21 protein-coding genes and 2 tRNA genes are annotated in these 21,280 nt (G+C 69.0%); 12 read left to right on the top strand and 11 right to left on the bottom strand.

The features are described from left to right. Positions 1-61 precede the first annotated feature (61 nt). From K2Z83_RS00595 to K2Z83_RS00565, 7 genes are all read right to left on the bottom strand, one after another. Complete coding sequence (locus K2Z83_RS00595; RefSeq protein WP_220593242.1) at positions 62-1,516, bottom strand: leucyl aminopeptidase; 1,455 nt, start codon at positions 1,514-1,516, stop codon at positions 62-64. Between the two features lie 168 nt (positions 1,517-1,684). Next, on the bottom strand, positions 1,685-2,857 hold the full coding sequence (gene tyrS / locus K2Z83_RS00590; RefSeq protein WP_220593241.1) for a tyrosine--tRNA ligase: 1,173 nt from the start codon (positions 2,855-2,857) through the stop codon (positions 1,685-1,687). 123 nt (positions 2,858-2,980) lie between these two features. After that, the gene (locus K2Z83_RS00585; protein WP_255603044.1) at positions 2,981-3,856 is read right to left on the bottom strand and encodes a hypothetical protein; all 876 of its coding nucleotides are present in this window, start codon (positions 3,854-3,856) and stop codon (positions 2,981-2,983) included. After that, positions 3,856-4,653, bottom strand: a complete 798-nt coding sequence (locus K2Z83_RS00580; protein ID WP_220593240.1) for an HAD-IIA family hydrolase — start codon at positions 4,651-4,653, stop codon at positions 3,856-3,858. The genes K2Z83_RS00585 and K2Z83_RS00580 overlap by 1 nt, the downstream gene beginning before the upstream one ends. Before the next feature lie 57 nt (positions 4,654-4,710). Beyond that, positions 4,711-6,432, bottom strand: coding sequence for an arginine--tRNA ligase (gene argS / locus K2Z83_RS00575; protein ID WP_220593239.1), 1,722 nt, complete (start codon positions 6,430-6,432; stop codon positions 4,711-4,713). Positions 6,433-6,863: 431 nt separating this feature from the next. Then, positions 6,864-6,939: transfer RNA gene (locus K2Z83_RS00570), tRNA-Ala, on the bottom strand. A gap of 7 nt (positions 6,940-6,946) precedes the next feature. Then, positions 6,947-7,022 (bottom strand) — tRNA-Ala (locus tag K2Z83_RS00565). Between the two features lie 241 nt (positions 7,023-7,263). Between K2Z83_RS00565 and K2Z83_RS28590 the strand changes: the two genes are divergently transcribed. After that, positions 7,264-7,395 carry a hypothetical protein gene (locus K2Z83_RS28590; RefSeq protein WP_255603043.1) on the top strand — a complete coding sequence of 44 codons (132 nt, stop codon included), beginning with the start codon at positions 7,264-7,266 and terminating at the stop codon, positions 7,393-7,395. A 137-nt stretch (positions 7,396-7,532) separates the two neighbouring features. After that, on the top strand, positions 7,533-8,549 hold the full coding sequence (locus K2Z83_RS00560; protein WP_220593238.1) for an ABC transporter ATP-binding protein: 1,017 nt from the start codon (positions 7,533-7,535) through the stop codon (positions 8,547-8,549). Positions 8,550-8,643: 94 nt separating this feature from the next. Here K2Z83_RS00560 and lexA read toward each other — a convergent pair whose 3' ends face one another. Further along, on the bottom strand, positions 8,644-9,291 hold the full coding sequence (gene lexA, locus K2Z83_RS00555; RefSeq protein ID WP_220593237.1) for a transcriptional repressor LexA: 648 nt from the start codon (positions 9,289-9,291) through the stop codon (positions 8,644-8,646). 200 nt (positions 9,292-9,491) lie between these two features. Between lexA and K2Z83_RS00550 the strand changes: the two genes are divergently transcribed. From K2Z83_RS00550 to K2Z83_RS00510, 9 genes are all read left to right on the top strand, one after another. Next, complete coding sequence (locus K2Z83_RS00550) at positions 9,492-10,430, top strand: ROK family protein (protein WP_220593236.1); 939 nt, start codon at positions 9,492-9,494, stop codon at positions 10,428-10,430. Next, complete coding sequence (locus K2Z83_RS00545; protein ID WP_220593235.1) at positions 10,430-11,530, top strand: C25 family cysteine peptidase; 1,101 nt, start codon at positions 10,430-10,432, stop codon at positions 11,528-11,530. Before K2Z83_RS00550 ends, K2Z83_RS00545 begins: the two co-directional genes overlap by 1 nt. 17 nt (positions 11,531-11,547) lie before the next feature. Beyond that, a complete protein-coding gene (locus K2Z83_RS00540) occupies positions 11,548-11,847 on the top strand; it encodes a hypothetical protein (RefSeq protein WP_220593234.1) in 300 nt (99 codons plus the stop codon). Between the two features lie 30 nt (positions 11,848-11,877). Continuing rightward, the gene (locus tag K2Z83_RS00535) at positions 11,878-13,302 is read left to right on the top strand and encodes a hypothetical protein (protein WP_220593233.1); all 1,425 of its coding nucleotides are present in this window, start codon (positions 11,878-11,880) and stop codon (positions 13,300-13,302) included. Further along, complete coding sequence (gene acpS, locus K2Z83_RS00530; protein ID WP_220593232.1) at positions 13,299-13,718, top strand: holo-ACP synthase; 420 nt, start codon at positions 13,299-13,301, stop codon at positions 13,716-13,718. Before K2Z83_RS00535 ends, acpS begins: the two co-directional genes overlap by 4 nt. Before the next feature lie 133 nt (positions 13,719-13,851). After that, positions 13,852-15,471, top strand: coding sequence for an NAD(P)H-hydrate dehydratase (locus K2Z83_RS00525; RefSeq protein WP_220593231.1), 1,620 nt, complete (start codon positions 13,852-13,854; stop codon positions 15,469-15,471). A gap of 133 nt (positions 15,472-15,604) precedes the next feature. Then, positions 15,605-16,912, top strand: a complete 1,308-nt coding sequence (locus tag K2Z83_RS00520) for a thymidine phosphorylase (RefSeq protein ID WP_220593230.1) — start codon at positions 15,605-15,607, stop codon at positions 16,910-16,912. A 55-nt stretch (positions 16,913-16,967) separates the two neighbouring features. Further along, on the top strand, positions 16,968-17,369 hold the full coding sequence (locus K2Z83_RS00515) for a zinc ribbon domain-containing protein (RefSeq protein WP_220593229.1): 402 nt from the start codon (positions 16,968-16,970) through the stop codon (positions 17,367-17,369). 16 nt (positions 17,370-17,385) lie between these two features. Further along, positions 17,386-18,069 carry a signal recognition particle receptor subunit alpha gene (locus tag K2Z83_RS00510; RefSeq protein ID WP_255603041.1) on the top strand — a complete coding sequence of 228 codons (684 nt, stop codon included), beginning with the start codon at positions 17,386-17,388 and terminating at the stop codon, positions 18,067-18,069. A 68-nt stretch (positions 18,070-18,137) separates the two neighbouring features. On the opposite strand, the gene K2Z83_RS00505 is transcribed toward K2Z83_RS00510, so the two are convergent. Next, positions 18,138-18,773 carry an FHA domain-containing protein gene (locus tag K2Z83_RS00505; protein WP_220593228.1) on the bottom strand — a complete coding sequence of 212 codons (636 nt, stop codon included), beginning with the start codon at positions 18,771-18,773 and terminating at the stop codon, positions 18,138-18,140. Between the two features lie 285 nt (positions 18,774-19,058). Between K2Z83_RS00505 and K2Z83_RS00500 the strand changes: the two genes are divergently transcribed. Beyond that, the gene (locus tag K2Z83_RS00500) at positions 19,059-19,268 is read left to right on the top strand and encodes a hypothetical protein (RefSeq protein ID WP_220593227.1); all 210 of its coding nucleotides are present in this window, start codon (positions 19,059-19,061) and stop codon (positions 19,266-19,268) included. A 19-nt stretch (positions 19,269-19,287) separates the two neighbouring features. Here the strand turns inward: K2Z83_RS00500 and K2Z83_RS00495 are convergent, their stop codons facing one another. After that, on the bottom strand, positions 19,288-20,535 hold the full coding sequence (locus tag K2Z83_RS00495; RefSeq protein WP_220593226.1) for a glycosyltransferase: 1,248 nt from the start codon (positions 20,533-20,535) through the stop codon (positions 19,288-19,290). A gap of 132 nt (positions 20,536-20,667) precedes the next feature. Next, positions 20,668-21,243 (bottom strand): chromate transporter, encoded by a 576-nt coding sequence (locus K2Z83_RS00490; protein ID WP_220593225.1) that lies wholly within the window; start codon positions 21,241-21,243, stop codon positions 20,668-20,670. Positions 21,244-21,280 lie beyond the last annotated feature (37 nt).

Genomic DNA, 21,280 nt, shown 5'->3' with positions numbered 1-21,280 from the left:
AGAGGACAGAGGACAGGGGACAGCGAAACAGTCGTGCGGCCTGTCCCCTGTCCCCTGTCCCCTACCCAACATACCCGCGCAGCAGCTCGACGAGCAGGCGCACGCCCATGCCGGTGGCCCCGCGGGTGTAGTAGGGCCGTGTCGCCCGATCAACCCAGGCCGTCCCGGCGATGTCCAGGTGAACCCAGGGGTGGTCGCCCACAAAGGCCGAGAGGAAGCCCCCGGCGGTGATCGCGCCGCCGAAGCGGCCGCCGGTGTTCTTCAGGTCGGCGATATCGCTCTTCATCATGTCGCGGTACTCGTCCCACAGCGGCAGCTGCCAGACGCGCTCGGCGGCGGCCTCGCCGGCCGTGCTGAGCCGGTCGGCCAGCTCCTGGCTGGTGCCCATCATGCCGATGGCGTGCGGGCCGAGGGCCACCATGATCGCGCCGGTGAGGGTGGCCAGATCCACGATCGCGGCCGGGTTGTAGCGCTGGGCGTAGAAGAGCCCGTCGGCCAGGACGATCCGGCCCTCGGCGTCGGTGTTGATCACCTCGATCGTCTTGCCGCTGAGGGTCTTGATCACATCGCCAGGCTTGTAGGCGGTGGCGCTGGGCATGTTCTCAGCCGAGCAGATGATGCCGACGACGTGCAGCGGCAGCCCCAGCGCGCCCACGGCCTGCATCGCGCCGAGGACGGCCGCCGCGCCGCCCATGTCCATCTTCATGTCTTCCATGTTCGCGGCGGGCTTGATGCTGATGCCGCCAGTGTCGAAGGTGATGCCCTTGCCGACCAGGCAGATTGTGGGCGTGCCCTCGGCGGCGCTGCCGTGCTCCATCACAATAAAGCGCGGCTCCTGGGCCGAGCCCTGGCCCACGGCCAGGATGCCGTGGAAGCCCTGCTCGGTGAGCTGCGCCCGGTCGAGCACCGTCACGCTGAAGCCGTGGCGCTGGCCGAGGGCCAGCGCCGCCTCGCCGAGCGCGGTGGGCGTGATCTCGTTGCCCGGGCCGTTGGCCAAGTCGCGGGCGAGCGACACGCCGCCGGAGACGGCCTGCCCCACGGCGACGCCGGCCTGGAAGGCCTCGGCGTCCGCGCCGACGAAGAGGGTCGCCGCCGTCACATCGGCGCTCTCGCTGGGCGATGTCTTATAGCGCAGGAAGCGGTAGAGGCCGAGCTCGGCGCCCTCGGCGAAGGCCTGGCCGGCGCTAGCTGGGGACAGCGACAGGTCGGCGGGCAGGGCGAGGGCGAAGGTGTCCGCCTTCAGATCCTGGGCCTTCTGGGCGGCGAGGGCGGCCGCCTGGCGCACGCCATCGGCCGCGAGCGCGCCGGGCTTGCCGAGGCCGAGCAGCAGCAGGCGGCGCGGGGCGGCGGCGCCGCGCGGGTAGAGTAGCAGCGACTGCTTGGCCTTACCGGCGAAGTCGCCGGGCTCCAGCAGCTCATCGACCGCAGCGGGCAGCGGAGCGCCCTCGAACGTCGCGAGCACGGCCAGGTCGGCGGGCTCGCGCAGCATGTCCCCAATACGAACCGAGATCTGCATAGTATTTCCTTCACACAAATGGGGCACCTGATGTGAGCGTGATGCGGCGGGGAGCCCTGAGGCGCGACGGCGGTGTCGCTCCGCTCTATTCTACGCCGCGCCCATGGGAACGTCAAACACGAGCGTCGTCGGGCGAGGCGTGGTGTAGGGGCGCAGCGTGCTGCGCCCCTACACCACTCGTCTGAACTGTCGTCTGCCAACTTGGATAACAACATTGGCACCGGGGCTAAGGGTTAGCTCAAATCCCTCGACCCGCTCGCCATCGACGCGCACGCCGCCCCCAGCGATCAGGCGGCGGGCCTCGCTCTTCGATGCTGCCAGGCCCGCCGCGACCATCAGGTCGATGATGCCGGCGGGGGCGGCCAGAGCGTGCTCGGGGATGTCCGCCGGCAGCTCGCGCTGGACGAACTGGCGCACGAAGGCCTCCTCGGCGGCCACGGCGTCGGCGGGGCTGTGGAACTGGCCGACGACCTCGCGGGCCAGGCGCATCTTCAGGTCGCGCGGCTTCACCGTGCCGTCCGCCAGGCCGGCGCGGATCTCGGCCAGCTCAGGCAGCGGCACGTCGGTGAGCACCTCGAAGTAGAGCGGCAGCACCTCGTCGCTCATCGACATCACCTTGCCCAGCATGTCGGTCGGCGAGAGTGTTATGTCAACCGTATTATTAAACGTCTTGCCCATCTTGCGGCCGTCAGTGCCGGGGATAAGCGGGACGAGCAGGACGTGCTGGGGGCGCATGCCGAGCTGGCCCATCAGCTCGCGGCCGGCCAGGTTGTTGAACTTCTGGTCGGTGCCGCCGAACTCCACGTCCGATTTGATCGCCACCGAGTCGTAGCCCTGGAGCATGGGGTACATGAGCTCCAGGATGGTCAGCTTGGCGCCCTCGTCGTAGCGGCGGCGGAAGGTCTCGTGGGCGAGCATCTGGGCCAGGGTGAAGCGGCCAGCGAGGTCGAGGGCCTGCTCCAGCTTAAACTCGCCGAACCACTCGCTCTGCCAGCGCACCTCGGTGCGGTCGCGGTCGACCACGCGGAAGAACTGCTGCATGAAGATCTCGGCGTTGGCGCGCACCGTGGCCGCGTCGAGGCGCGGCCGGGTCTCATCGCGGCCGCTCGGGTCGCCGATCTGGGCCGTCCAGTCGCCGACGATCAGCACCACCTGGTGGCCGGCCTCCTGGAACTTGCGCAGCTTGCGCAGGCCGACGGCGTGGCCGATATGCATGTCAGGCTTGGTCGGGTCGAAGCCCTGCTTGAGGCGCAGGGACTCGCCGCTGGCCAGGCGCTGGCGCAGCTCCGACTCGACGATCACCTCCGCGACGCCGCGGGTCAGCAGCTCATTGATATCCATGTCATCTCCCGGTGGGGGGTGGGGGCGGCTTCACCGCCAACAGTTCACAAAAGGCAGATTTGGGATGTATCACCGAAGCATATCACCGTCCGAGCTGCGCGCACCCTGCGCGCTGCGCGCTCCTCATCGCACGACCTGCTGGCGCACCCAGCGCCACAGCGCGCGGACGCGGCGGTCGAGGATGAGCAGGGCTAGGCCGACGGTGAGGAGTGGCAGCGAGGGGAGCAGCGCGATCAGGCCGTTGCCGTGGCGGAAACCGGGCAGGTTTGGCACGAGCCAGATGCAGAGGGCGCCGGCGAAGCCGGCCCAGCCGGCCCTGATGCCGACCATGAGGGCGAGGGTGATCAGGGCCAGGGGCACCCCTGCCGGGTGCTCGGGGATGGCCCCGCCCAGCATCGGGATGATCAGCAGCCCCATGCCGCCAATAGCCAGCGACGCGGCGGCACCCCGCCGCACCCCGATCGGCGGGGCGAACGCCTCATCGGGAAAGCGCTGGCGCGCGAGGGGCGCAGGAAGCAGCCTGTCGAGATCGGCGGGCATCGGGTAGCCTGCCGGCCTTTCGAGCAGGGCCAGCGAGAGGCCCTCGCGCCCGGCCAGGTCGGCCAGCCGCGCCAAGGCCGGGTCGCGGATCGCCAGGTCGGCAAGGTCGCCGGGGGCAAGGTCGCCCGATCTGCGGGCGCGCAGGGACTGGGCCAGGTCAGGCGGCATGGTGGCGCGGGCCCGGGTGAGCCCAGCGCAGATCATGCCGAAGGCGCGCGGGCCGCGCTGCCCGTCAACCAGTAGGGCGTCGCGCAGGAAGACCGCGCCGAGGGCGCGCTGGATCCAGGCAGTGAGTAGCTCATCGAGCTCGGCACGCTCGTCTGTCGAGAGACCCGAGCCGAAGTTCCCGCCGCGCAGCGCGTCACGAAGGCCATGGGCCGTCCAGCTGCGCAGCAGCTCGCAGGCGCGGGCGCGATCGTAGACAACGAGCATCGGCATGCGCTGTGTTCGACTGGCCATCAGCGTGCGTCGCGCCATGCCCCCAGCAGATCGGGGAGGCTGGCGACAATCAGGTCGGGGGTGCCGGGGCCGGCCCCGACATCCGCGCGCTGGGAGACTCCCGTGAGCACCATGGCGCTGGGCATGCCGGCGTTGTTCGCCCCGGCGATATCCGTGTCGAGCCGGTCGCCGATCACCAGGGTCTGCCCCGGCTCAACGCCGAGCATCTCGGCGGCGACGAGGAACATGGTGGGGGCGGGCTTGCCGATCACCAGGGGCTGCACATCGGTGGCGGCCACCAGCGCGGCCGTGGTCGCCCCGGCGCCGGGGATAAGGCCCTCCTCGGATGGGAAGGTGCGGTCGGGGTTGGTGGCCACAAAGCGCGCGCCGTGGCGGATGGCCAGCGCCGCGCCCTTGAGGGTGGCGTAGGTCAGCTCAAAGTCAGCGCCCTGCACCACCAGCTCGGGGCTGGCGCGATCCTCAACGAAGTAGCCGTCGCCCAGCAGCGCCTCGCGCAGGCCGCGCATGCCGACGATCAGCACGCGGGTACCGGGCGGGAAGGCGCCGCGCAGGTGACGGGAGGTGGCCAGAGCCGAGGTGAGCACCAGCCGCGCCGGCATGGCGATGCCCATCGCGCCCAGCTTCTCCTCGTACTGGCCGGGGGTCATCGAAGCGTTGTTGGTGATGCAGGCGTAGCCGATGCCGCGCTCACCCAGGAAGGCCAGCAGCTCGGGGACGCCCGCGAGCATCTGCTTGCCCCGGTAGAGCACCCCGTCCATATCGAACAGCACCGCGCGGATCGCACTCAGGTCTATCATAAAAACACCTATCGCACACGGGGTGTGGCGAATCGCCACGCCCCGTGTGCGTCTTCATTACATCCGCTCCGGCGCCCTGATCCCCAGCAGGCCCAGCCCGGCCTTGAGCGCGTGGGCGGTTGCCGCCACCAGATCCAGGCGGGCCGCGCGCAGCTCGGCGCTCTCGGCCTTGAGCACCGGGCACTGCTCGAAGAAGACGCCGAACTCGCGGGCCGTGGTGTAGCACCAGTCGGCGATCACGAAGGGCGCGTAGCGCGAGCCGGCCTCGCGCAGGGCCTCGGGCAGCCGGGCCAGGTGCTTGATCAGGCCCGTCTCGGCCGGGTGGGTCAGCAGCGTCGCGTCGCCCGCCGTCGCCGCGCCCTCCTCGACGGCCCGCCGCAGGATCGAGCGGCAGCGCGCGTGCGAGTACTGCAGGTAGGTGGCGCTGTTGCCCTCGGTCGCCAGCATGCGCTCCCAGTCCAGCGTGATGTTGCGCTTCGTGTCCTGGTACAGGTCGTTGTAGACCACCGCACCCACGCCGACCGACTCGGCCACGGCGGCCTTCTCCGCCTCAGCCAAGTCCGGGTTCTTCAGATCGATCACCGCGAGCGCCCGCGCCGTCGCCTCGTCGAGCAGGCTCTCCAGATAGACCATGTTGCCCTTCTTCGTCGAGAGGGGCTGGCCGTCGAGCGTGGTGACGACGCCAAAGGGGATATGAACAAGCTCCACATCGCGGGCATAGCCCATGGCCCGCATAATCGCAAAGAGCTGGCGGAAATGTAGCTCCTGCCGACCATCGACCACATAGATAATCTGGGATGGATGGAACTCGCTGAGCCGAAATTCGACGGTGGCGATATCGCGGGTCATATAGACAGTACCACCATCTTTGCGCTGGATGATGAACTTCGGCAGCTTATCGAGCTCGGCCACCACCGAGCCATCCTCGTCGCGGTAAGCCGCCTCGGTGCGCAGGGTCTCGGCGATCATGTCGGGCAGCATACCCTCGTAGAAGCTCTCGCCATAGGCGTGATCGAAGCGCACGCCCAGGCGGTTATAGTTCTTCTCAGCCGCCTGCAGGGTCAGATCGACGCACCACTGCCAGAGCGCGCGGGCCTGCGGGTCGCCCTGCTCAAGCAGCAGCGACCAGCGCCGGGCCTCCTCATCGAGGTCAGGGCGCTCCTTCATCTCGCCGCTGTAGCGCGCGTACTGGGCCTCCAGGAGCGCCATCGCCTCCTCGCCCACGGCATCGGGACGACCGTACATGGCGATCGAGGCCAGCACCACGCCGAACTGCTTGCCCCAGTCGCCCAGGTGGTTGTCGCCGACCACGGTGTAGCCGAGGGCGCGGAAGATATTCACCAGGCTCTGGCCGATGATCGTGCTGCGGATGTGGCCCACGTGCATGCGCTTGGCGATGTTGGGGGCCGAGTAGTCGACCACGATCGTCTGGCCCGCGCCGTCGGGCTGCCGGCCGTAGCCCTCGGCGCGGGCGGCGATCTCGGCCAGCACGGCGGCGGCCAGGCGCTGCGGGTGCATGCTGAAGTTGAGGAACGGCCCGGCCGCCTCGACCTTGCCGATCAGCGAGCCCTCGGGGATGCTGATTGCGGCGGCCAGCTCGGCGGCCAGCTGCGGCGGCGGGACCCTGAGCTCCTTGGCCGCGCGGAAGGCCGGGAATGCCAGGTCGGCGGGGATATTTGGCTTCGGCGTCGTCGTCTCGATCAGGGCCGGGGCCACCCGGCCGGTCGCCGCGATCGCCGCCTTCACCTCAGCGGTGAAGCGTTCGAGGGCGTACTCCATCTATGCTCTCCAGGGTCGCGACCCAGCGCGTTATGCTTTGAATACAGCTCTGCCCAGTATAAAGCCCATCACCGGGCGCTGCAAATCACCCTGTGACGGTGGGTGTCACGAATCGTCTTGCAGCGGTGCGCTGGCGGGCGGCTGAAGCCGCGCCGCCGGGGCGCTGCGCGCCGGGCGTCGGCCTGCGCCGACGCCGGAACCGCCCGCAAAGGCGGGCGGGCGGCCCCAGGCCCTCCCGGCGCGGCTTCAGCCGCCCGCCCGCATGCAAGGCGTTCCGCCGCACCCTGTGACGGTGGGTGCGGCGTATCGTACCGCGACGGTTCACATGTTTCAGCAGCCTCTAACGCTCCTGGGCTTCTGCGCCTAAAGGCGAGCTATCCGTGAATACACACAGGAGGCGCCGCGCAATGCGCGACGCCTCCTGTGTTTCCTGGTGGAGCTTAGGGGGTTCGAACCCCTGACCTCGACACTGCCAGTGTCGCGCTCTCCCAACTGAGCTAAAGCCCCGTACGTTTGGTGGAGGTGAGGGGGCTCGAACCCCTGGCCTCGACAGTGCGATTGTCGCGCTCTCCCAGCTGAGCTACACCCCCGCACGCACTTGCGGAGTATATCACGAGGCCCCAGGGCTGTCAAATAGTCATCGCGCCCCACGGGCCCCGGTATCTGCGCGATACCACACACCGACATCCTTGACGGAATGCTCACCCTTGACGGAATTCTCACCAAACTGGTATGGACGGCGGTATTATTTTTCGCTATACTATATCTATAACCTTTGTCGACCCGTTCCGATGAGCCTGGCATAGGTAATCTGCGGAAAGGAACCCCGCCATGATTCTGGCCTTCGTTATCGTTCTCACCCTGCTGGTGGCCCTCGCGGTCGCCGCCACGCTGCTCAAGGTCGAGCCGGCCCCGGTCCGTGTACGGGTCGATGATGTCGAGCGTCTGCGCCGCCGTCGCTAGCGCGCCAGGTTCCTCCACGCCGTACGGTTCCCGCTGAAACTTTCGCTCCAGGCGCCCCTCTTCGGCGCGGCCATCACACGGTGTGGCCGCGCCGATTGTGTTGTCCGCAGATGCTACGCTCAGCAAGGATTGCCGCTATGACCCTGGCCATCGAGACGGTTAGCCTCACTCGGCGCTATGGCCGGGCGATCGCCCTCGATAACCTCAACCTCACCGTACAGCAGGGGAGCATCTACGGGTTCATCGGGCCGAATGGCGCAGGGAAGACGACGACCCTGCGCCTTCTGGCCGGCCTGCTTGCGCCCAGCTCCGGCGAGGTCCGCCTGATGGGGAAGCTCCAGCATATCGGCAGCGCCCAGCGCCTCGTCGGCTACATGCCCGATGTCTCAGGCGTCTACGACGACCTGAGAGTCTGGGAGTACCTCGACTTCTTCGCGCGCTGTTACGGGATGGCCACAGCCGAGCGCAGGAAGACCGTGGGCAGCCTGCTCGATCTCGTCGGCCTTGACACGAGGCGCGACACCTTTGTGCAGAGCCTCTCACGGGGCATGCAGCAGCGACTCTCCCTCGCCCACGCACTCGTCCACAACCCGCCTGTCCTGCTGCTTGACGAGCCGGCGAGCGGGCTCGACCCGCGCGCGCGGGTTGAGCTGCGTGAGCTGCTGCGCGCCCTGCGTGAGATGGGCAAGACCGTGGTGCTCAGCTCGCATATCTTGAGCGAGCTGGCCGAGGTCTGCAACGAGATAGGGATCATTGAGAGCGGGCGGATGGTGGTGAGCGGCTCAGTGGATGTGGTGCGGCAGCAGCTTCAGGGCGGCGCGAAGCTGCGGATCAAGGTGCTCCACGACCCACGCGAGGCCGAGGCCGCCCTTCGTCCGCTCATCGCCAGGGCGGAGGATGCGGTGCCGTCAGGCCAAGATGAGAGCGGGCGGGCGGAGGATGTGCCCGAGCGTCCGGCGGGGCTCCCGACGATCCGCCGGCTGAGCGGCGACCCGAGCGACCGGCGCGTCTTCCTGATCGAGGCGGAGTCGCTCGTCGAGGAGGATCAGGCGGCGCTGCTGGCCTACCTGCTGTCCAAGGGGGTGGCGGTGAGCGAGTTCGGCGCCCAGGCCGAGAGCCTTGAGGATCTGTTCTTGCGCCTGACTGCGGAATAGGGGACAGGGGACAGGGGACAGGCCGAAGACTCTCGTGTGTGTGAGAGCCTTCGGCCTGTCCCCTGTCCCTGCCCTGTCCCCTGTCCCCTGTCCCCTAAAACAGCGAGCGCAGCACGCCGACGACGCGGCCCTGGATCCGCACATTGTCCGAGGTCGTGAAGATCGGCTCCATGGTGCGGTTCGCCGGCTGGAGGCGGATGCGTAGGCCCTCGTGGTAGAACTTCTTCAGGGTGACGGCGTTCTCCTCCACCAGCATCGCGGCGACCATATCGCCGTTGTTCGCCGTCTCCTGGCGCCGCAGCAGCACAATGTCACCATCATCGATCAGGGCGTCGATCATCGACTGGCCGCGCACCCGCAGCGCATAGACATCCTTGAGCTTCTCGGCGGATGCCAGATCCTGCGGCACATCCACCTTCTCAGCGCCCGCGGCGTCTACCTGCTCCGGGTCGGGCAGGGGCTGGCCGGCAGTGATCGTGCCGAGCAGCGGCACCTGAAAGGATACCAGCGCGGCCGGGGCCGTGCGGGGCAGCGTGATGCCGCGCGAGACCTTACCCTGCCGGTTGATCTTGCCCTTATCCTGAAGCGCCTTCAGGTTGTAGGCGACCACCGAGGTGGACGAGATCTTCAGGTCGGTCTGAATGTCGCGGATCGCCGGCCAGTAGCCGTGCTTCTCGAAAAACTCTTCGATGTAGTGCAGGATTTTTTCCTGGCGAACAGAAAGACCATCGGCAGATCGCATAGCCCTATCCTTTCATTGGCCGCAGCCAAGGCGGCCAGCGGCGACGCTTGCTCTAGACGGCCCTCGCCCGAGCACTCAAGATCGGCCCGCCGATCATGTGTGGGGACACTGCGGGCACAGAACGTATGTGGCAATGATTATAGCAAGCAAACACATGTGCTGTCAAGTGTTTCTTTTGCCTATCGTGCTACAATATGCCCATGAAGTACGTTATTGGTGCCGATATTGGCGGCACGCAGCTTCGCGCAGCGCTGATCGCCGCTGACGGGACGATCATCGCCCACGAGCGTGCGCGCACCTTCGTCGAGCAGGGGCCTGACGCGGTGATCACACGCGTGCTCGATCTAATCGCCCAGGTGCGTACGGGGCTGCCCCCCGGCGGTGATCTGCTCGGCATCGGGGTGGGCGCGCCCGGCCCGCTCAACCCTGAGACGGGCATGGTCTACGCGCCGCCAAATATGCCGGGCTGGTATCACATCCAGCTGCGCGACGCCCTGGCCCTGCCGACCGGCCTGCCGGTGGTGATCGATAACGACGCGAATGTCGCCGCCCTGGGCGAGTGGCGCTTCGGCGCGGGGGCCGGCACCCGCCATATGGTCTACCTGACGGTGAGCACCGGCATCGGCGGCGGGGTGATTGTGGACGGCAAGCTGCTGCTCGGCCGCATGGGCGCCGCCGCCGAGCTGGGCTCGATCTTCCTCGACGCCGAGCGCGGCCTGCGCTGGGAGGAGCTCGCATCGGGCAGCGGGCTCGGCGAGGCCGCCGCCGCCGCAATGCCCGCGCACCCCGCCAGCATGCTCCACACGCTGGCCAGCCCGCAGACGGTGACGGCCGCCCACGTGGCCCGCGCCGCCGCCGCCGGCGATGACCTCGCCCGCAGCCTGATGGAGCGCGAGGCGCACCTGCTCGGCCTGGGGTTCGCCTCGATCTTGCATATCTTCAGCCCCGAGCTGCTGCTCGTCGGCGGCAGCGTGGCGCTAGAGAACCCCGATCTGCTCGCCCGCGCCCGCGCGATCGCCTATGAGCGGGTGCTCGTCGATCTCTACCGCGATGTGCCGATCCTCCCGGCAAGCCTCGGCGAGCGCGCCGGGGTGCTGGGGGCCGCCGCGCTGATGCTCGCCGCCGCTGAGGGCCACTGATGCACCTGGCCCTGACCCCGCGCCGCCAGCTGCGGCAGAGCTACGGCCCGGCCTACGCTGCGGTGTCGGCCGCCCTCGACGAGGCCCTCGCGGCCCGCATCGCCGCCGGGGTCGCCACATTAGCCTACGACCCCGAGGATGGGCTGCCGGAGCTCGGCGTCGGCCCATCGCTGCTCACACCCGCCGCCCTCGCCACACAGCTCGCTGCGATTGAGCGCGCTCTTGCGAGCCGCAATGGTATAATCATAGAGAGCCTGTGGATCGTTGGCGGCCCCGACACGGTGCCATTCGGCATCGCACCCAACCCGATGCGCGACCGCGACGGCCCAATACTCACCGACAGCGTCTATGGCATGGCCACCGCACAGGATCTGCTCGTCCACTGGCCGGTGGGCCGCACGCCCGATGCCGGGCCTGCCGAGCAGCGCGCCCTGGCCCACCTGCTCTCCCTGACGGCCGCCGCACATCGCGCGGGGAGGCGGCCACACGGGCCGGCCCTCGGGATCAGCACCGCCCGCTGGGCCACCGTATCTGCTGAGGTCTTCGCCGCCGCCGGGGAGCCCGCCGAGGATCTGCTCCTGGCACCGCCGCTGAGAGAGGGGATGATCGACCGCCAGCGCCTCGCCGGGGCGCGACGGATCTACTGCAACCTCCACGGCGTGATAGGCAGCGCCGCGTGGTACGGGCAGTCGCCCGACGATAGCGAGCTCATCCCGGCCCTCCGGCCCGCTGATCTCGCTGGGGTACAGCTCGATGGATCCGTGGTCATCACCCAGGCCTGCTTCGGGGCGAGGCTGAGCACGACACACGGCGAGCAGTCGCTGGCAATGGCCCTGCTGGCGGCCGGCGCCGTCCTGATAGGGGCCATCGGGCTCTCGTATGGGGCGCCAGACCCGCCGGCGAGCGAGTCCGACCTGCTGGCGCTCCAGCTGCTGATCGCCCTACGCCAGCCCGGCCGGCGCCTCGGCGAGGCCGTCACGGAGGCCCACACGGCAGTGCTGCGCGACCTGCTCCGGCGCCAGGGTGGGCTCGACGATGATGACACGAAGACACTGCTCGAATTCGTGCTCTATGGAGACCCGGCGCTGCCCGTGTCATAAGAGGCAGCGCGCGATCAATGTACGGGGCAGCAGCGCCGCGGCGCTGGCCCCCAGCCAGGAGCAACCCATGCAGGCCCGACCTCGCCGGGATCGACCCGGAGGTGACGCCGCAGCACGATGGCCAGCATCCCTACCCCGAGCTGATGAAGCGCCTGGGGCTTGCGGCATCCGAGCTCGGCCATCGCCCGTCGACGCCCGCCTATACCTTCACCTTCAGCGGCCAATGCGCGATGGCAGACGGCGCCGTGGCCCCGATCGTCGCCGCAGTGACGGTCGACTCGCACCACCAGATCGTGAAGACCAGCCTCTCTAAGTAAGCGCCCGATCCCGCGCAGTAGATGCCCTCTATGCAACACACTGAACTCGCGCCCAGCGACCGGAGCAGCGCATCCCAGCAGCGCACGCTGCGCATCGCCTGGGGAGCCCTGATCGGATTCTTTAGCATCTTCCTCTTCATCGTCGGCTGGGCCATATATGCCGGTCGCCAGTTCTATCTCTCAGCCACCAACCAGCGCGACGCGACCGTGATCCTGCGCGGGCCGGCGGAGTGGGTCAGCTGGCAGCCCGCCAACCGCAGCATCTTCCAGGGCATCAGCGACCAGCAGATGATTGGCGAAGGTGATAGCGTGCGCGTCGTGACAAAGGCCGGCTATGGCCAGATCACCAGCGTCAGACTCTTCGATGAGAGCCAGCTCGACCTGTGGGCCGGCGCGGACCTGCGCTTCGACACGCTCCAGACCACGCGCTGGAGCGACCGACTTCAGGAGGTGACGATCCGGCAGAGCGGCGGCTATGTGCGCTACGACCTGCGGTCCGGTCAGCCCTATAACCAGGTGCGGTTCCGCGTGCTCGTGGGCAATGTCACCCTCGACCTCGCACCGGGCGGGAGCTACAGTGTCTCCATCCAGCCGACGAACCGCATCGTGCAGGTGACGACGGACGCCGAGGTTCAGCCCTTCACCACCGATGTGGCCGTCCGCAGCGGCACAGCGACCGTTCAGAGCACACGAGGATCCGGCGTGGTGCTCGGTGCCCGCCAGCGCGTCGAGATCGACCAATCTGGCGCACCGGGGCTGCCTGTCCCCGCCCGCTGGGAGCTCATCCGCGACGGCTGGTTCTCGCTATTCAGCGAGGCTGAGTACAACAACACCACCAACAGCACCGAGCCGACCCTGACGCGCTCTGACAGCTGGGAGGTCTACGGAACCCCGCCGCTGCCGGTCGAGCAGCAGGGCTTCTTCCGGCTCTCATCAATCTGCCGCCCGCCGAACGTCGACAACACCTGCGCCGAGTCGGATCGGCGCACGGCGGCCTGGTTCTACCGGGCCGGCGGACAGACCAGCGGGTTCACCACCGGCATCCGGCAGCAGCTCGGCACCGACGGCAACGGGATCGATATCTCGGAGTATCGCACCCTGACCTTCTCGCTCTGGGTGCGCGTGATCGACCAGTCGCTCGAAGATGTCGGCGACCGCGGCAGCGAGTGCCCCGTGATGATCCGACTCCTCGCCCGCCAGGATAGCCCGGACGACCCGGACCAGCAGCGGGTGGTCTGCATCTACACCGACACCAACGACCAGACGCCCCGCGTGAAGGACAAGGACGTCCTCTACTACCAGATCCCGAAGGCCGAGTGGCAACACTTCACGTTTAACCTGCGCGACCAGAAGTGGCTGCCCGACTACCGCTACCTACAGGGGGTTCAGATCTATGCCAACGGGCACGACTACAACTCGCTGGTGGCGGAGGTGTCGCTGATCGGAGAGCAATGATCTATCACGGAATCGACATCGTTGAGATCGCGCGGATCGAGCGGGCGGCGGCCCGCTGGGGCGAGCGATTCCTGCGCCGCGTCTACACCGAGGGTGAGCTGGGAGACTGCGCCGCCCTCGGCCCCGCGCCGCGCTACCAGTCGCTCGCCGCACGCTGGGCGGCCAAGGAGGCGGCGGCGAAGGCACTGGGTCTCGGGCTGAGCGGCATGGCCGCTGGGGCCGGGCCCAACGACCGCCCCGGGCTGACCGACATCGAGGTGGTGCGCGCCGCTGACGGGCAGCCCTCCCTCCGGCTCCACGGCCCCGCCGCCGCCGCCGCCGATGCCCTCGGCCTTACCCAGATCGCCCTAAGCATGTCGCACAGCGGGGGCAGCGCTATCGCCAGCGTGGTGGCGATGTCGGCGAGCGCTGAATGACCCTACCCCAAACCCAATACAAACATACTGCGGGGCGGCTTCGCCGCCCCCGCCCCCCCGCCGGGAGGTGACGGTGCAACCACCCGGGGCCATCCTTGGTCGGCTGCCCCGAGATACGGTACAATACATTCCCATGAAGCTTGTCACCACGCAGGAGATGCGCGCCCTTGAGCGGGCCGCCGTCGACACCGGGGAAACCTGGGCCGGCCTGATGGAGCAGGCCGGCTGGGGGGTCGCCCAGGTGGCGCTTGGCCGGCTCAGGCGCGGCGGGCGCGCCCTGATCCTCGTCGGCCCTGGCAACAATGGCGGCGATGGGCTGGTGGTGGCCCGCCACCTGCACGACGCCGGGCACCCCACGCAGCTCTACCTCTGGAATAGGCCGGCGGAGCCCTCGGACGCCAACCGACAGCGCTGCCGTACGCGCAACATCCCTGAGCTGAGCGCGGGGGACGACCCGGACCGCGCAGGGCTGCGGTCGGCCCTGGGCGAGGCCAGCCTGGTGGTGGACGCCCTGCTCGGCGCCGGGATCACGCGCCCGGTGACGGGTGAGCTCGCCGCCATCGTCGCCGAGGTGGGCGCGGCCCAGGCGATGCGCGGCGCGGAGATTGTAACGCTCGCGATCGACCTGCCCACCGGCGTCGACTCGGACAGCGGGGCCATCGCCGGCGCCGCGATGAGCGCAGACCTGACCGTCGCCACCGGCGTGATCAAGCGCGGAACACTGCTGCACCCGGGGAGGGCCGCCGCTGGGGCCATCGCCCTCGCCGATATCGGAATACCATCGCAGAATCTGGAGGCTTGTATGAGCGAGATACTGACGGCCGAGTACGCCCGCACGCTGCTGCCTGCGCGGCCCGCCGATGCCCATAAGGGAGACTTTGGCAAGGCGCTGATCGTTGCCGGATCGCTGCACTACCCCGGCGCCGCCGCCCTAGCCTGCGCCGCCGCCGGGCGGGTGGGCGCCGGGCTCGTCACCCTCGCCGCCGGCCGCACGGTGCTCGGCGCGACCGGGCGCGGCCCCGAGGTGACTCTGCTGCCCCTTTCGGAGGGCGAGTGGGGCGCGGTCGGCCCGGCCGCCGCCGAGGAGATCGGCAAGGCCCTGGAGGGCTACAAGGCGCTGCTGATCGGCCCCGGCCTCGGCACGGCCGACCCGACGAAGGAGTTTGTCCGGCGCGTCTTCGGCCTGGAGCAGCCCAAGTCGCGCGCCCGCGTCGGCTTCCACTCCAGCCCCTCGGCGGAGAAGCCGGCCGAGAGCGATAAGGCGCTCGATCTACCGCCCACCGTCATCGACGCCGACGGGCTCAACCTGCTGGCCGCCATCGAGGACTGGCCCGAGCACCTGCCCCACGGCCGATTCATCTTCACGCCCCACCCCGGCGAGATGCGCCGCCTGCTCAAGCTGGACGAGCTCCCCGCCGACCTGGTGGCCTGCGCCGTCGACGCGGCGCAGGCCTGGGGCCAGGTGGTGGTGCTCAAGGGCGCGACCACCGTGGTGGCCAACCCCGACGGCCGCAGCCTCGTCCACGATGGGGCGAACCCGGCCCTGGCCACCGCCGGCACTGGCGATGTGCTGGCCGGAGCCATCACCGGCCTGCTCGCCCAGGGGGTCGCGCCCTTTGACGCCGCCGCCCTCGCCGTCTACCTGCACGGCGCGGCCGGGGCGCGCGTGCGCGCGGAGCTCGGCGACGCCGGTGCCCTCGCCTCCGACCTGCTGCCCCAGCTGCCGCAGGCCATCCGCGCCCTGCGCGGGTAAGCTCCATCGACATCCTTCGGGGCGATGCCCCGAACCCGCTTTTTGTTGGGTTTGGGCGGCTTCGCCGCCCAAACCCAACAAAAAAGAATACGGGGAGGCTCCGCCTCCCCATACCCCCCTGGGAAGGCACCCTATGCGGGCTGTAGAGCTGATCGCAAAGAAGCGAGATGGGGCCGCGCTCAGCGGCAACGAGATCCGCTGGCTGATCGCCGGCTACGCCGCCGGCGACATCCCCGACTACCAGATGAGCGCCTGGGCCATGGCCGTGGTGCTGCGCGGCATGGACGACCGTGAGACGGCCGACCTGACGATCGCCATGGCCCATAGCGGCGATATGCTCGACCTGCACGACCTCGCGCCGCTCACGGTCGATAAGCACTCCACCGGAGGCGTCGGCGATAAGACCACCCTGCTGCTCGCACCCTTGGCCGCCGCCGTCGGCCTGCCGGTGGCCAAGATGAGCGGCCGCGGCCTGGGCTTCAGCGGCGGCACTGTCGATAAGCTGGAGAGCATCCCCGGCTTCCGCACCGACCTGAGCGCCGAAGAGTTCCGCCGCGCCGTGCGCGAGGTCGGCCTGGTGGTCGCCGCCCAGAGCGGCGACCTCGCCCCCGCAGACAAGAAGCTCTACGCGCTGCGCGATGTCACCGCCACCGTCGAGTCCATCCCGCTGATCGCCGCCAGCGTCATGAGCAAGAAGCTCGCCGCCGGTGCCGACTGCATTGTCCTCGATGTGAAGTATGGCAGCGGCGCATTCATGCACACCATCGACGACGCCCGCCGGCTCGCCCGGGCCATGGTCGCGATCGGCAGCCACGCCGGTCGCCGGGTCTCCGCCGTGCTCAGCTCGATGCAGCAGCCCCTCGGCTTCGCGGTCGGCAACGCCCTAGAGGTCCGCGAGGCCATCGGCGCCCTGCGCGGCCACGGCCCGGACGACCTTGTCGAGCTCTGCCTGACCCTCGGCGCCCAGCTGGTGCAGCTCGCCGGCCTGCGCGACGGCGATGCGGCGGCGCGCGACCTGCTCCGCGAGGCTCTCGACAGCGGCGCGGCCTGGGAGAAGTTCTCCCGCATGGTCGCCGGCCAGGGCGGCGAGCTGGGCTATATCGAGCACCCGAGCCGCCTGCCCACCGCCCCGGCCACGCTCGACCTCCCGGCGCCGCGCGCCGGCTATGTCAGCGTGATCGATGGCGAGGCCATCGGCATGGCATGCAACGCCCTCGGCGGCGGCCGTGAGCGCAAGGGGGACAGCATCGACCCGCGCGTTGGGCTGGTGCTCGCCGCCAAGGTGGGCGGCTGGGTCGAGCCGGGGGCCACTCTGCTGACCATCCACGCCGCCAGCGACGAGGACGCACAACGCGTGGCCCCGCGCCTCCTGGCCGCCTACACGCTGTCCGACAGCCCGGTGGCCGCGCCCGCCCTTGTCGAGGAGATCATCACCGCGTAAGGGCGCAGCAGCGCGGCGCTGCTGCGACCCAACATTCCAGCTAGAGGTACATCCGATGCCAATCTACGAGTACCAGTGCCCCGCGTGCAGCGGCCGATTCCAGAAGCTCGTCCGGGGCTTCAGCGACCCGGCCGACCTGGCCTGCCCGCGCTGCGGCAACAATCAGGTGCGCCGCGCCGTCTCACAGTTCGCCACGCTCAAGTCCGAGGAGGCCCGCCTCGATGCGATGGCTGACCCCGTCAACTTCGCCGGCCTGGATGAGAACGACCCGCGCTCAATCGCCCGCTGGGCCAAGCGCATGGGCAAGGAGCTTGGCGAGGACGCCGGCGAGGACTGGGACGAGATGGTCGATCAGATGCTCGATGAGGAGCTCTCCCCCGAGTCGGGCGACGAGAAGGAAGATGAGGGGGCGCTCCCCCGCCCCAGCAAGAAGGCCAACGACCTCGGCTGGGGCTAAGATAGAAGGAATCACGATGTTCAAACGCCTATTTGGCCGCGGCCAGGACACGCCGCGCACCGAGGAGGAGGCCCAGGCCGAGGAGGCCCAGGTTTCCCAGAGCCTGGAGAAGTCCCGCCAGGGCATCTTCGGCCAGATCTCGCGGCTCTTCGCCAACGACGACCCCGTCACGGAGGAGCTGTGGGACGAGCTTGAGGAGGCGCTCATCCAGGGCGACGTCGGCCTGGAGACGACGCTCTACCTGGTGAACCGCACCAAGGACCGAGTGAATCGCCACGGCACCAAGAAGGCCCGCGAGGTGCGCGACATGCTCAAGGCCGAGATGGTGCGCACCTTCCAGGAGTTCGCCGGCCAGCAGCAGGCCAGCGCCCGGCCCTATGTGGTGCTGGTGGTCGGCGTGAACGGCGCCGGCAAGACGACCATGATCGCCAAGCTGGCCCACCGCTACAAGTACCGCTTCGGCAAGAAGGTGCTGCTGGCCGCCGGCGACACCTTCCGCGCCGCCGCAACCGAGCAGCTGGAGACATGGGCCGAGCGCGCCGGGGTGCCCTGCGTGAGCATGGGTCAGGGCGCCGACTCGGCCGCCGTTGTCTACAAGGCGATCGACGCCGCCGTCGAGCAGGATGTGGACGTGCTGATCATCGACACCGCCGGGCGGCTCCAGGCGAAGTTCAACCTGATGGTCGAGCTCCAGGCGTGAACGTCCTGGGCTTTCGCACCTAAAGGTGAGCATCCGTAAGGGCGCAGCAGCGCAGCGCTGCTGCACCCTTATTGCTCAAGCACATAGCCGAGGCCGCGCCGCGTCTTGATCGGGTCAAGGTCGCTGTTCACCTGGCGGATGCGGGCGCGCAGCCCGGCCACCAGCATATCGAGGGCGGCGGCGTGATGGGCGGCCTCGTAGGGCTGACCCCAGATCTGCTGGGCGCACTCGTCGCGGGTGCAGAGGCGCCCGACGCTGTGGTAGAGCAGCAGCAGCAGCTTCGCCTGCCCCGGCGTCAGCTCAAGCGCGCGCCCATCGAGTAGAAAGACCATCAGCTGGTCATCGTAGCGCAGGCCGTGCGTGGGCACGTAGGTGTCGAGCGGGTCGATGAACTTCAGCAGCGACGGGCCGCTCCCCAGCCCGATCAGATCGTCGTTCTCCAGCGAGTGCGGATCCGTGAGCCGACGACCATTCACATAGGTACCGTTGGAGCTATTCGCGTCGATCAGGATATAGCGCATGCCTTGGCGCTCGACCCGCGCGTGCAGCCGCGACACCTCCCGCCGCTGCACGACCACATCGCAGCCCGGCTCACGGCCGATCGTGCTGACCGCGCCCCGCAGCGTGAACTCGGACGGGCTCACGTGCTGCTCATTGAGCGCGATCAGCAGCGCCACCTGCTCCTTCTGCTTTTGCTCAGACATAGTTCCCCTTGGCCCACTTCACCGCTTCGATCCGCGCAAATTTGCTTCCCTCCGGCGTTTACCTAATCCCAGTCGAAATGCTCTGCTGAGATGGCGATGAGGCGTACGAGAGAATCATCTGGGGATTCCGTGGCTTCATCTAGAGTAACCCGTTGGCGAGATATCCTCGTCATCTGCGCGGGCCACCGCTATGATACAACGGTAACGACCGGGATGTTCCTCACCTCGCCATCTTCCTCCTCAGGAACAGCGCCTACCGCCGACTGAGACAGCAGGAGGGGAACGATGGAAGGAATCATTAACATCGGGCTGGTTATCGTCGCCGCTGTGGCTCTGCTCCGCATGATCTTCGCCGCGCCGCCGCAGTCCGCGCCCCCACAGGTGATCTTCGTTCAGGCCGTGCCCCAGAAGCAGGATGAGAGCGGTGGCAGTGCCGGCGCGCTGATCCTGCTGATTATCGCCATCATCGCGGCGATCTCCTTCTTCCCAGTGTAGGCGCAGCGCCGATAGCGGGCTAGGAGTGTATCAGGGAGGGCGACGCCCTCCCTGATACGCGTTCTACGACATCCAGGATGCGCTCCGCCCGCCGCCCGTAGGTGTGGTCGAGGGCCAGGCCGCGCCGGGCAGCGCTGTTCATCGCATCAGAGCCGGTGCCCAGGGCCGCCGCGAGGGCCGCCCGCAGGCCCGCCGGGTCGCGCCGGGCGAAGGTGTAGCTCAGCTGCGGCGGCACGATCTCAGCCAGGGCCGGCATGTCCGGCAGCACGATCGGCTGGCCGAGCGCCATGTACTCGAAGAGCTTCAGCGGCGATGCGGTGACATCGGTAACCGTGTCGGGGATGGCCAGCACGTCGGCCGCGCCCAGGTAGCCCAGCACCTCGGCCTGCGGGCGCGGGCCGAACAGCCCCAGTGTCGCGCGGGCGCCCGCCGGGGGCGGGCCGTCGCCCTGCCAGAGCGCCATTCCCAGCCCTTCGGCCTGGCGGCGCAGCGCCTCGCGCTCGGCGTCGCGCCCGCCCACCAGCAGCAGCGTCAGGCCGGGGAGCTGCTCGGCCAGGCTCGCCGCCGCATCCACGAGCCCATCGAGCCAGCGGTGGGCGAAAGTCATCCCGGCGTAGGCGATCACCGGCGCGTCGGCGGGCAGGCCGAGGTCGGCCCGACAGGCGAGACGATCCTGTGGGGCGAAGAGCCGTTCGTCGTAGGCGTCGGGCACAACGAAGACATCCTCGCGGCGACGCCAGCTGATCGCGCCGAGCAGCCGGCGGAAGTCATCGGTGAGCGAGACCACCGCATCCGAGCGGGTCAGGGCGACCCGGTCGATCAGGTGGAGCAGGCCCTCGGCCCAGGGCTCCTTGGCCCGCGAGGGGTTGCGCGACTCCAGGTCGTGGGCCTCATAGATCACCGGCACGCCCAGGAGCGGGCCGTAGACCCCGGCCCACCAGGCGGCGCAGATCACCTGGCGCACATACACCGCCTCGATCTCGCGGGCGCGCGGGGCCAGCAGGGCCGCCGTCATCAGCGCGAAGGCGCTGTGCTCAAGGTAGTAGAGCAGCGTGCTCTTGTGCAGCCGCGAGAGCTTGCCGATCGCCGGGCGCGGCAGGTGGCGGGCGCCGAGCTCAGCGAAGCGGCTCGGCTCGCGACCCCAGCGCGGGATGATCGCCAGCGTATCAGGCCGGCGCGCCCGCAGCTCGCGCAGGGTCGTGTAGGTCTGGATCGCGTTGGCCGACTTCAGGGCCAGGCTGGTTGGATAGGCGATATAGACGATCATTCATGCGCCGTAGAGCCACTTCAAGTAGATATGGGTACAGCTTAGTGTAGCCGACTTCGCCGCGCACCGCAACCAAGATCACTGAGGCACTGAGACGCTGAGGTGAGCCGCAGCTGCGAATCCCTCAGCCCCTCAGTGCCGCAAGCGTTTCAGCACCTCAGTGATCGCGCCGAGCGCACCGGAGCCGAGCAGGATGAGGATCACCGGGGGGTGCCAGAGCAGCACGGCGGCCCCGCTGCCGATGAGGAGGGCCAGGCTGACCGCCAGGCTTCCCGGCCCCTCGCGGCGGCTATCGCGCAGCAGCGGACAGCCAAGCTGCCAGGAGAGGATGGCGCCCAGGCCAACCGTGGCCGGCACCACCCCGCGCAGGGCAGCCTCGGCCAGGGGCTGCTCGCGGATGCTCGCATAGATCGCGGTGAGCAGCGCGGTGAGGGAGACGCTGGGCAGCAGCAAGCCGAGGATCGCCACGGCCGCGCCGGGCGCGCGCCGCAGCCGCCAGCCAATCAGGATGGTCAGGCCGAGCAGGTTGATCCCCGGCGCGATCTGGCAGATCGCCCAGGCTTGGGTGAACTCCTCGGCGCGCATCCAGCCGCGCCGCTCCACCACCTCGCGCTGAATCATCAGCAGAGTCGCCGAGCCGCCGCCCCACGACTGGGCGCCGAGGGCGAGCCATGCGGTGAACAGCTCTGCGAGGCTCAGCGTATACATGTGCGAGCGACCTCCGAAAAAATGTTGTTAGCGCGAA

The sequence above is a fragment of the Oscillochloris sp. ZM17-4 genome (assembly GCF_019599295.1).
In the GTDB taxonomy this organism is placed as follows: domain Bacteria; phylum Chloroflexota; class Chloroflexia; order Chloroflexales; family Chloroflexaceae; genus Oscillochloris.
Note: the sequence above shows the minus strand (reverse complement) of the source record. Positions and strands in the feature narration are given on the sequence as shown.

Bases quoted from the DNA above. Each gene is read 5' to 3' on its own strand.
- K2Z83_RS00545 (WP_220593235.1), top strand. From the start codon at position 10,430: ATGCACCTGGCCCTGACCCCGCGCCGCCAGCTGCGGCAGAGCTACGGC.
- K2Z83_RS00535 (WP_220593233.1), top strand. From the start codon at position 11,878: ATGCAACACACTGAACTCGCGCCCAGCGACCGGAGCAGCGCATCCCAG.
- argS (WP_220593239.1), bottom strand. From the start codon at position 6,432: ATGGAGTACGCCCTCGAACGCTTCACCGCTGAGGTGAAGGCGGCGATC.
- tyrS (WP_220593241.1), bottom strand. From the start codon at position 2,857: ATGGATATCAATGAGCTGCTGACCCGCGGCGTCGCGGAGGTGATCGTC.
- acpS (WP_220593232.1), top strand. From the start codon at position 13,299: ATGATCTATCACGGAATCGACATCGTTGAGATCGCGCGGATCGAGCGG.
- K2Z83_RS00580 (WP_220593240.1), bottom strand. From the start codon at position 4,653: ATGATAGACCTGAGTGCGATCCGCGCGGTGCTGTTCGATATGGACGGG.
- K2Z83_RS00510 (WP_255603041.1), top strand. From the start codon at position 17,386: ATGTTCAAACGCCTATTTGGCCGCGGCCAGGACACGCCGCGCACCGAG.
- K2Z83_RS00515 (WP_220593229.1), top strand. From the start codon at position 16,968: ATGCCAATCTACGAGTACCAGTGCCCCGCGTGCAGCGGCCGATTCCAG.
- K2Z83_RS00540 (WP_220593234.1), top strand. From the start codon at position 11,548: ATGTACGGGGCAGCAGCGCCGCGGCGCTGGCCCCCAGCCAGGAGCAAC.
- K2Z83_RS00525 (WP_220593231.1), top strand. From the start codon at position 13,852: ATGAAGCTTGTCACCACGCAGGAGATGCGCGCCCTTGAGCGGGCCGCC.
- K2Z83_RS00505 (WP_220593228.1), bottom strand. From the start codon at position 18,773: ATGTCTGAGCAAAAGCAGAAGGAGCAGGTGGCGCTGCTGATCGCGCTC.
- K2Z83_RS00490 (WP_220593225.1), bottom strand. From the start codon at position 21,243: ATGTATACGCTGAGCCTCGCAGAGCTGTTCACCGCATGGCTCGCCCTC.
- K2Z83_RS28590 (WP_255603043.1), top strand. From the start codon at position 7,264: ATGATTCTGGCCTTCGTTATCGTTCTCACCCTGCTGGTGGCCCTCGCG.
- K2Z83_RS00585 (WP_255603044.1), bottom strand. From the start codon at position 3,856: ATGGCCAGTCGAACACAGCGCATGCCGATGCTCGTTGTCTACGATCGC.
- K2Z83_RS00520 (WP_220593230.1), top strand. From the start codon at position 15,605: ATGCGGGCTGTAGAGCTGATCGCAAAGAAGCGAGATGGGGCCGCGCTC.
- lexA (WP_220593237.1), bottom strand. From the start codon at position 9,291: ATGCGATCTGCCGATGGTCTTTCTGTTCGCCAGGAAAAAATCCTGCAC.
- K2Z83_RS00500 (WP_220593227.1), top strand. From the start codon at position 19,059: ATGGAAGGAATCATTAACATCGGGCTGGTTATCGTCGCCGCTGTGGCT.
- K2Z83_RS00550 (WP_220593236.1), top strand. From the start codon at position 9,492: ATGAAGTACGTTATTGGTGCCGATATTGGCGGCACGCAGCTTCGCGCA.
- K2Z83_RS00495 (WP_220593226.1), bottom strand. From the start codon at position 20,535: ATGATCGTCTATATCGCCTATCCAACCAGCCTGGCCCTGAAGTCGGCC.
- K2Z83_RS00560 (WP_220593238.1), top strand. From the start codon at position 7,533: ATGACCCTGGCCATCGAGACGGTTAGCCTCACTCGGCGCTATGGCCGG.
- K2Z83_RS00595 (WP_220593242.1), bottom strand. From the start codon at position 1,516: ATGCAGATCTCGGTTCGTATTGGGGACATGCTGCGCGAGCCCGCCGAC.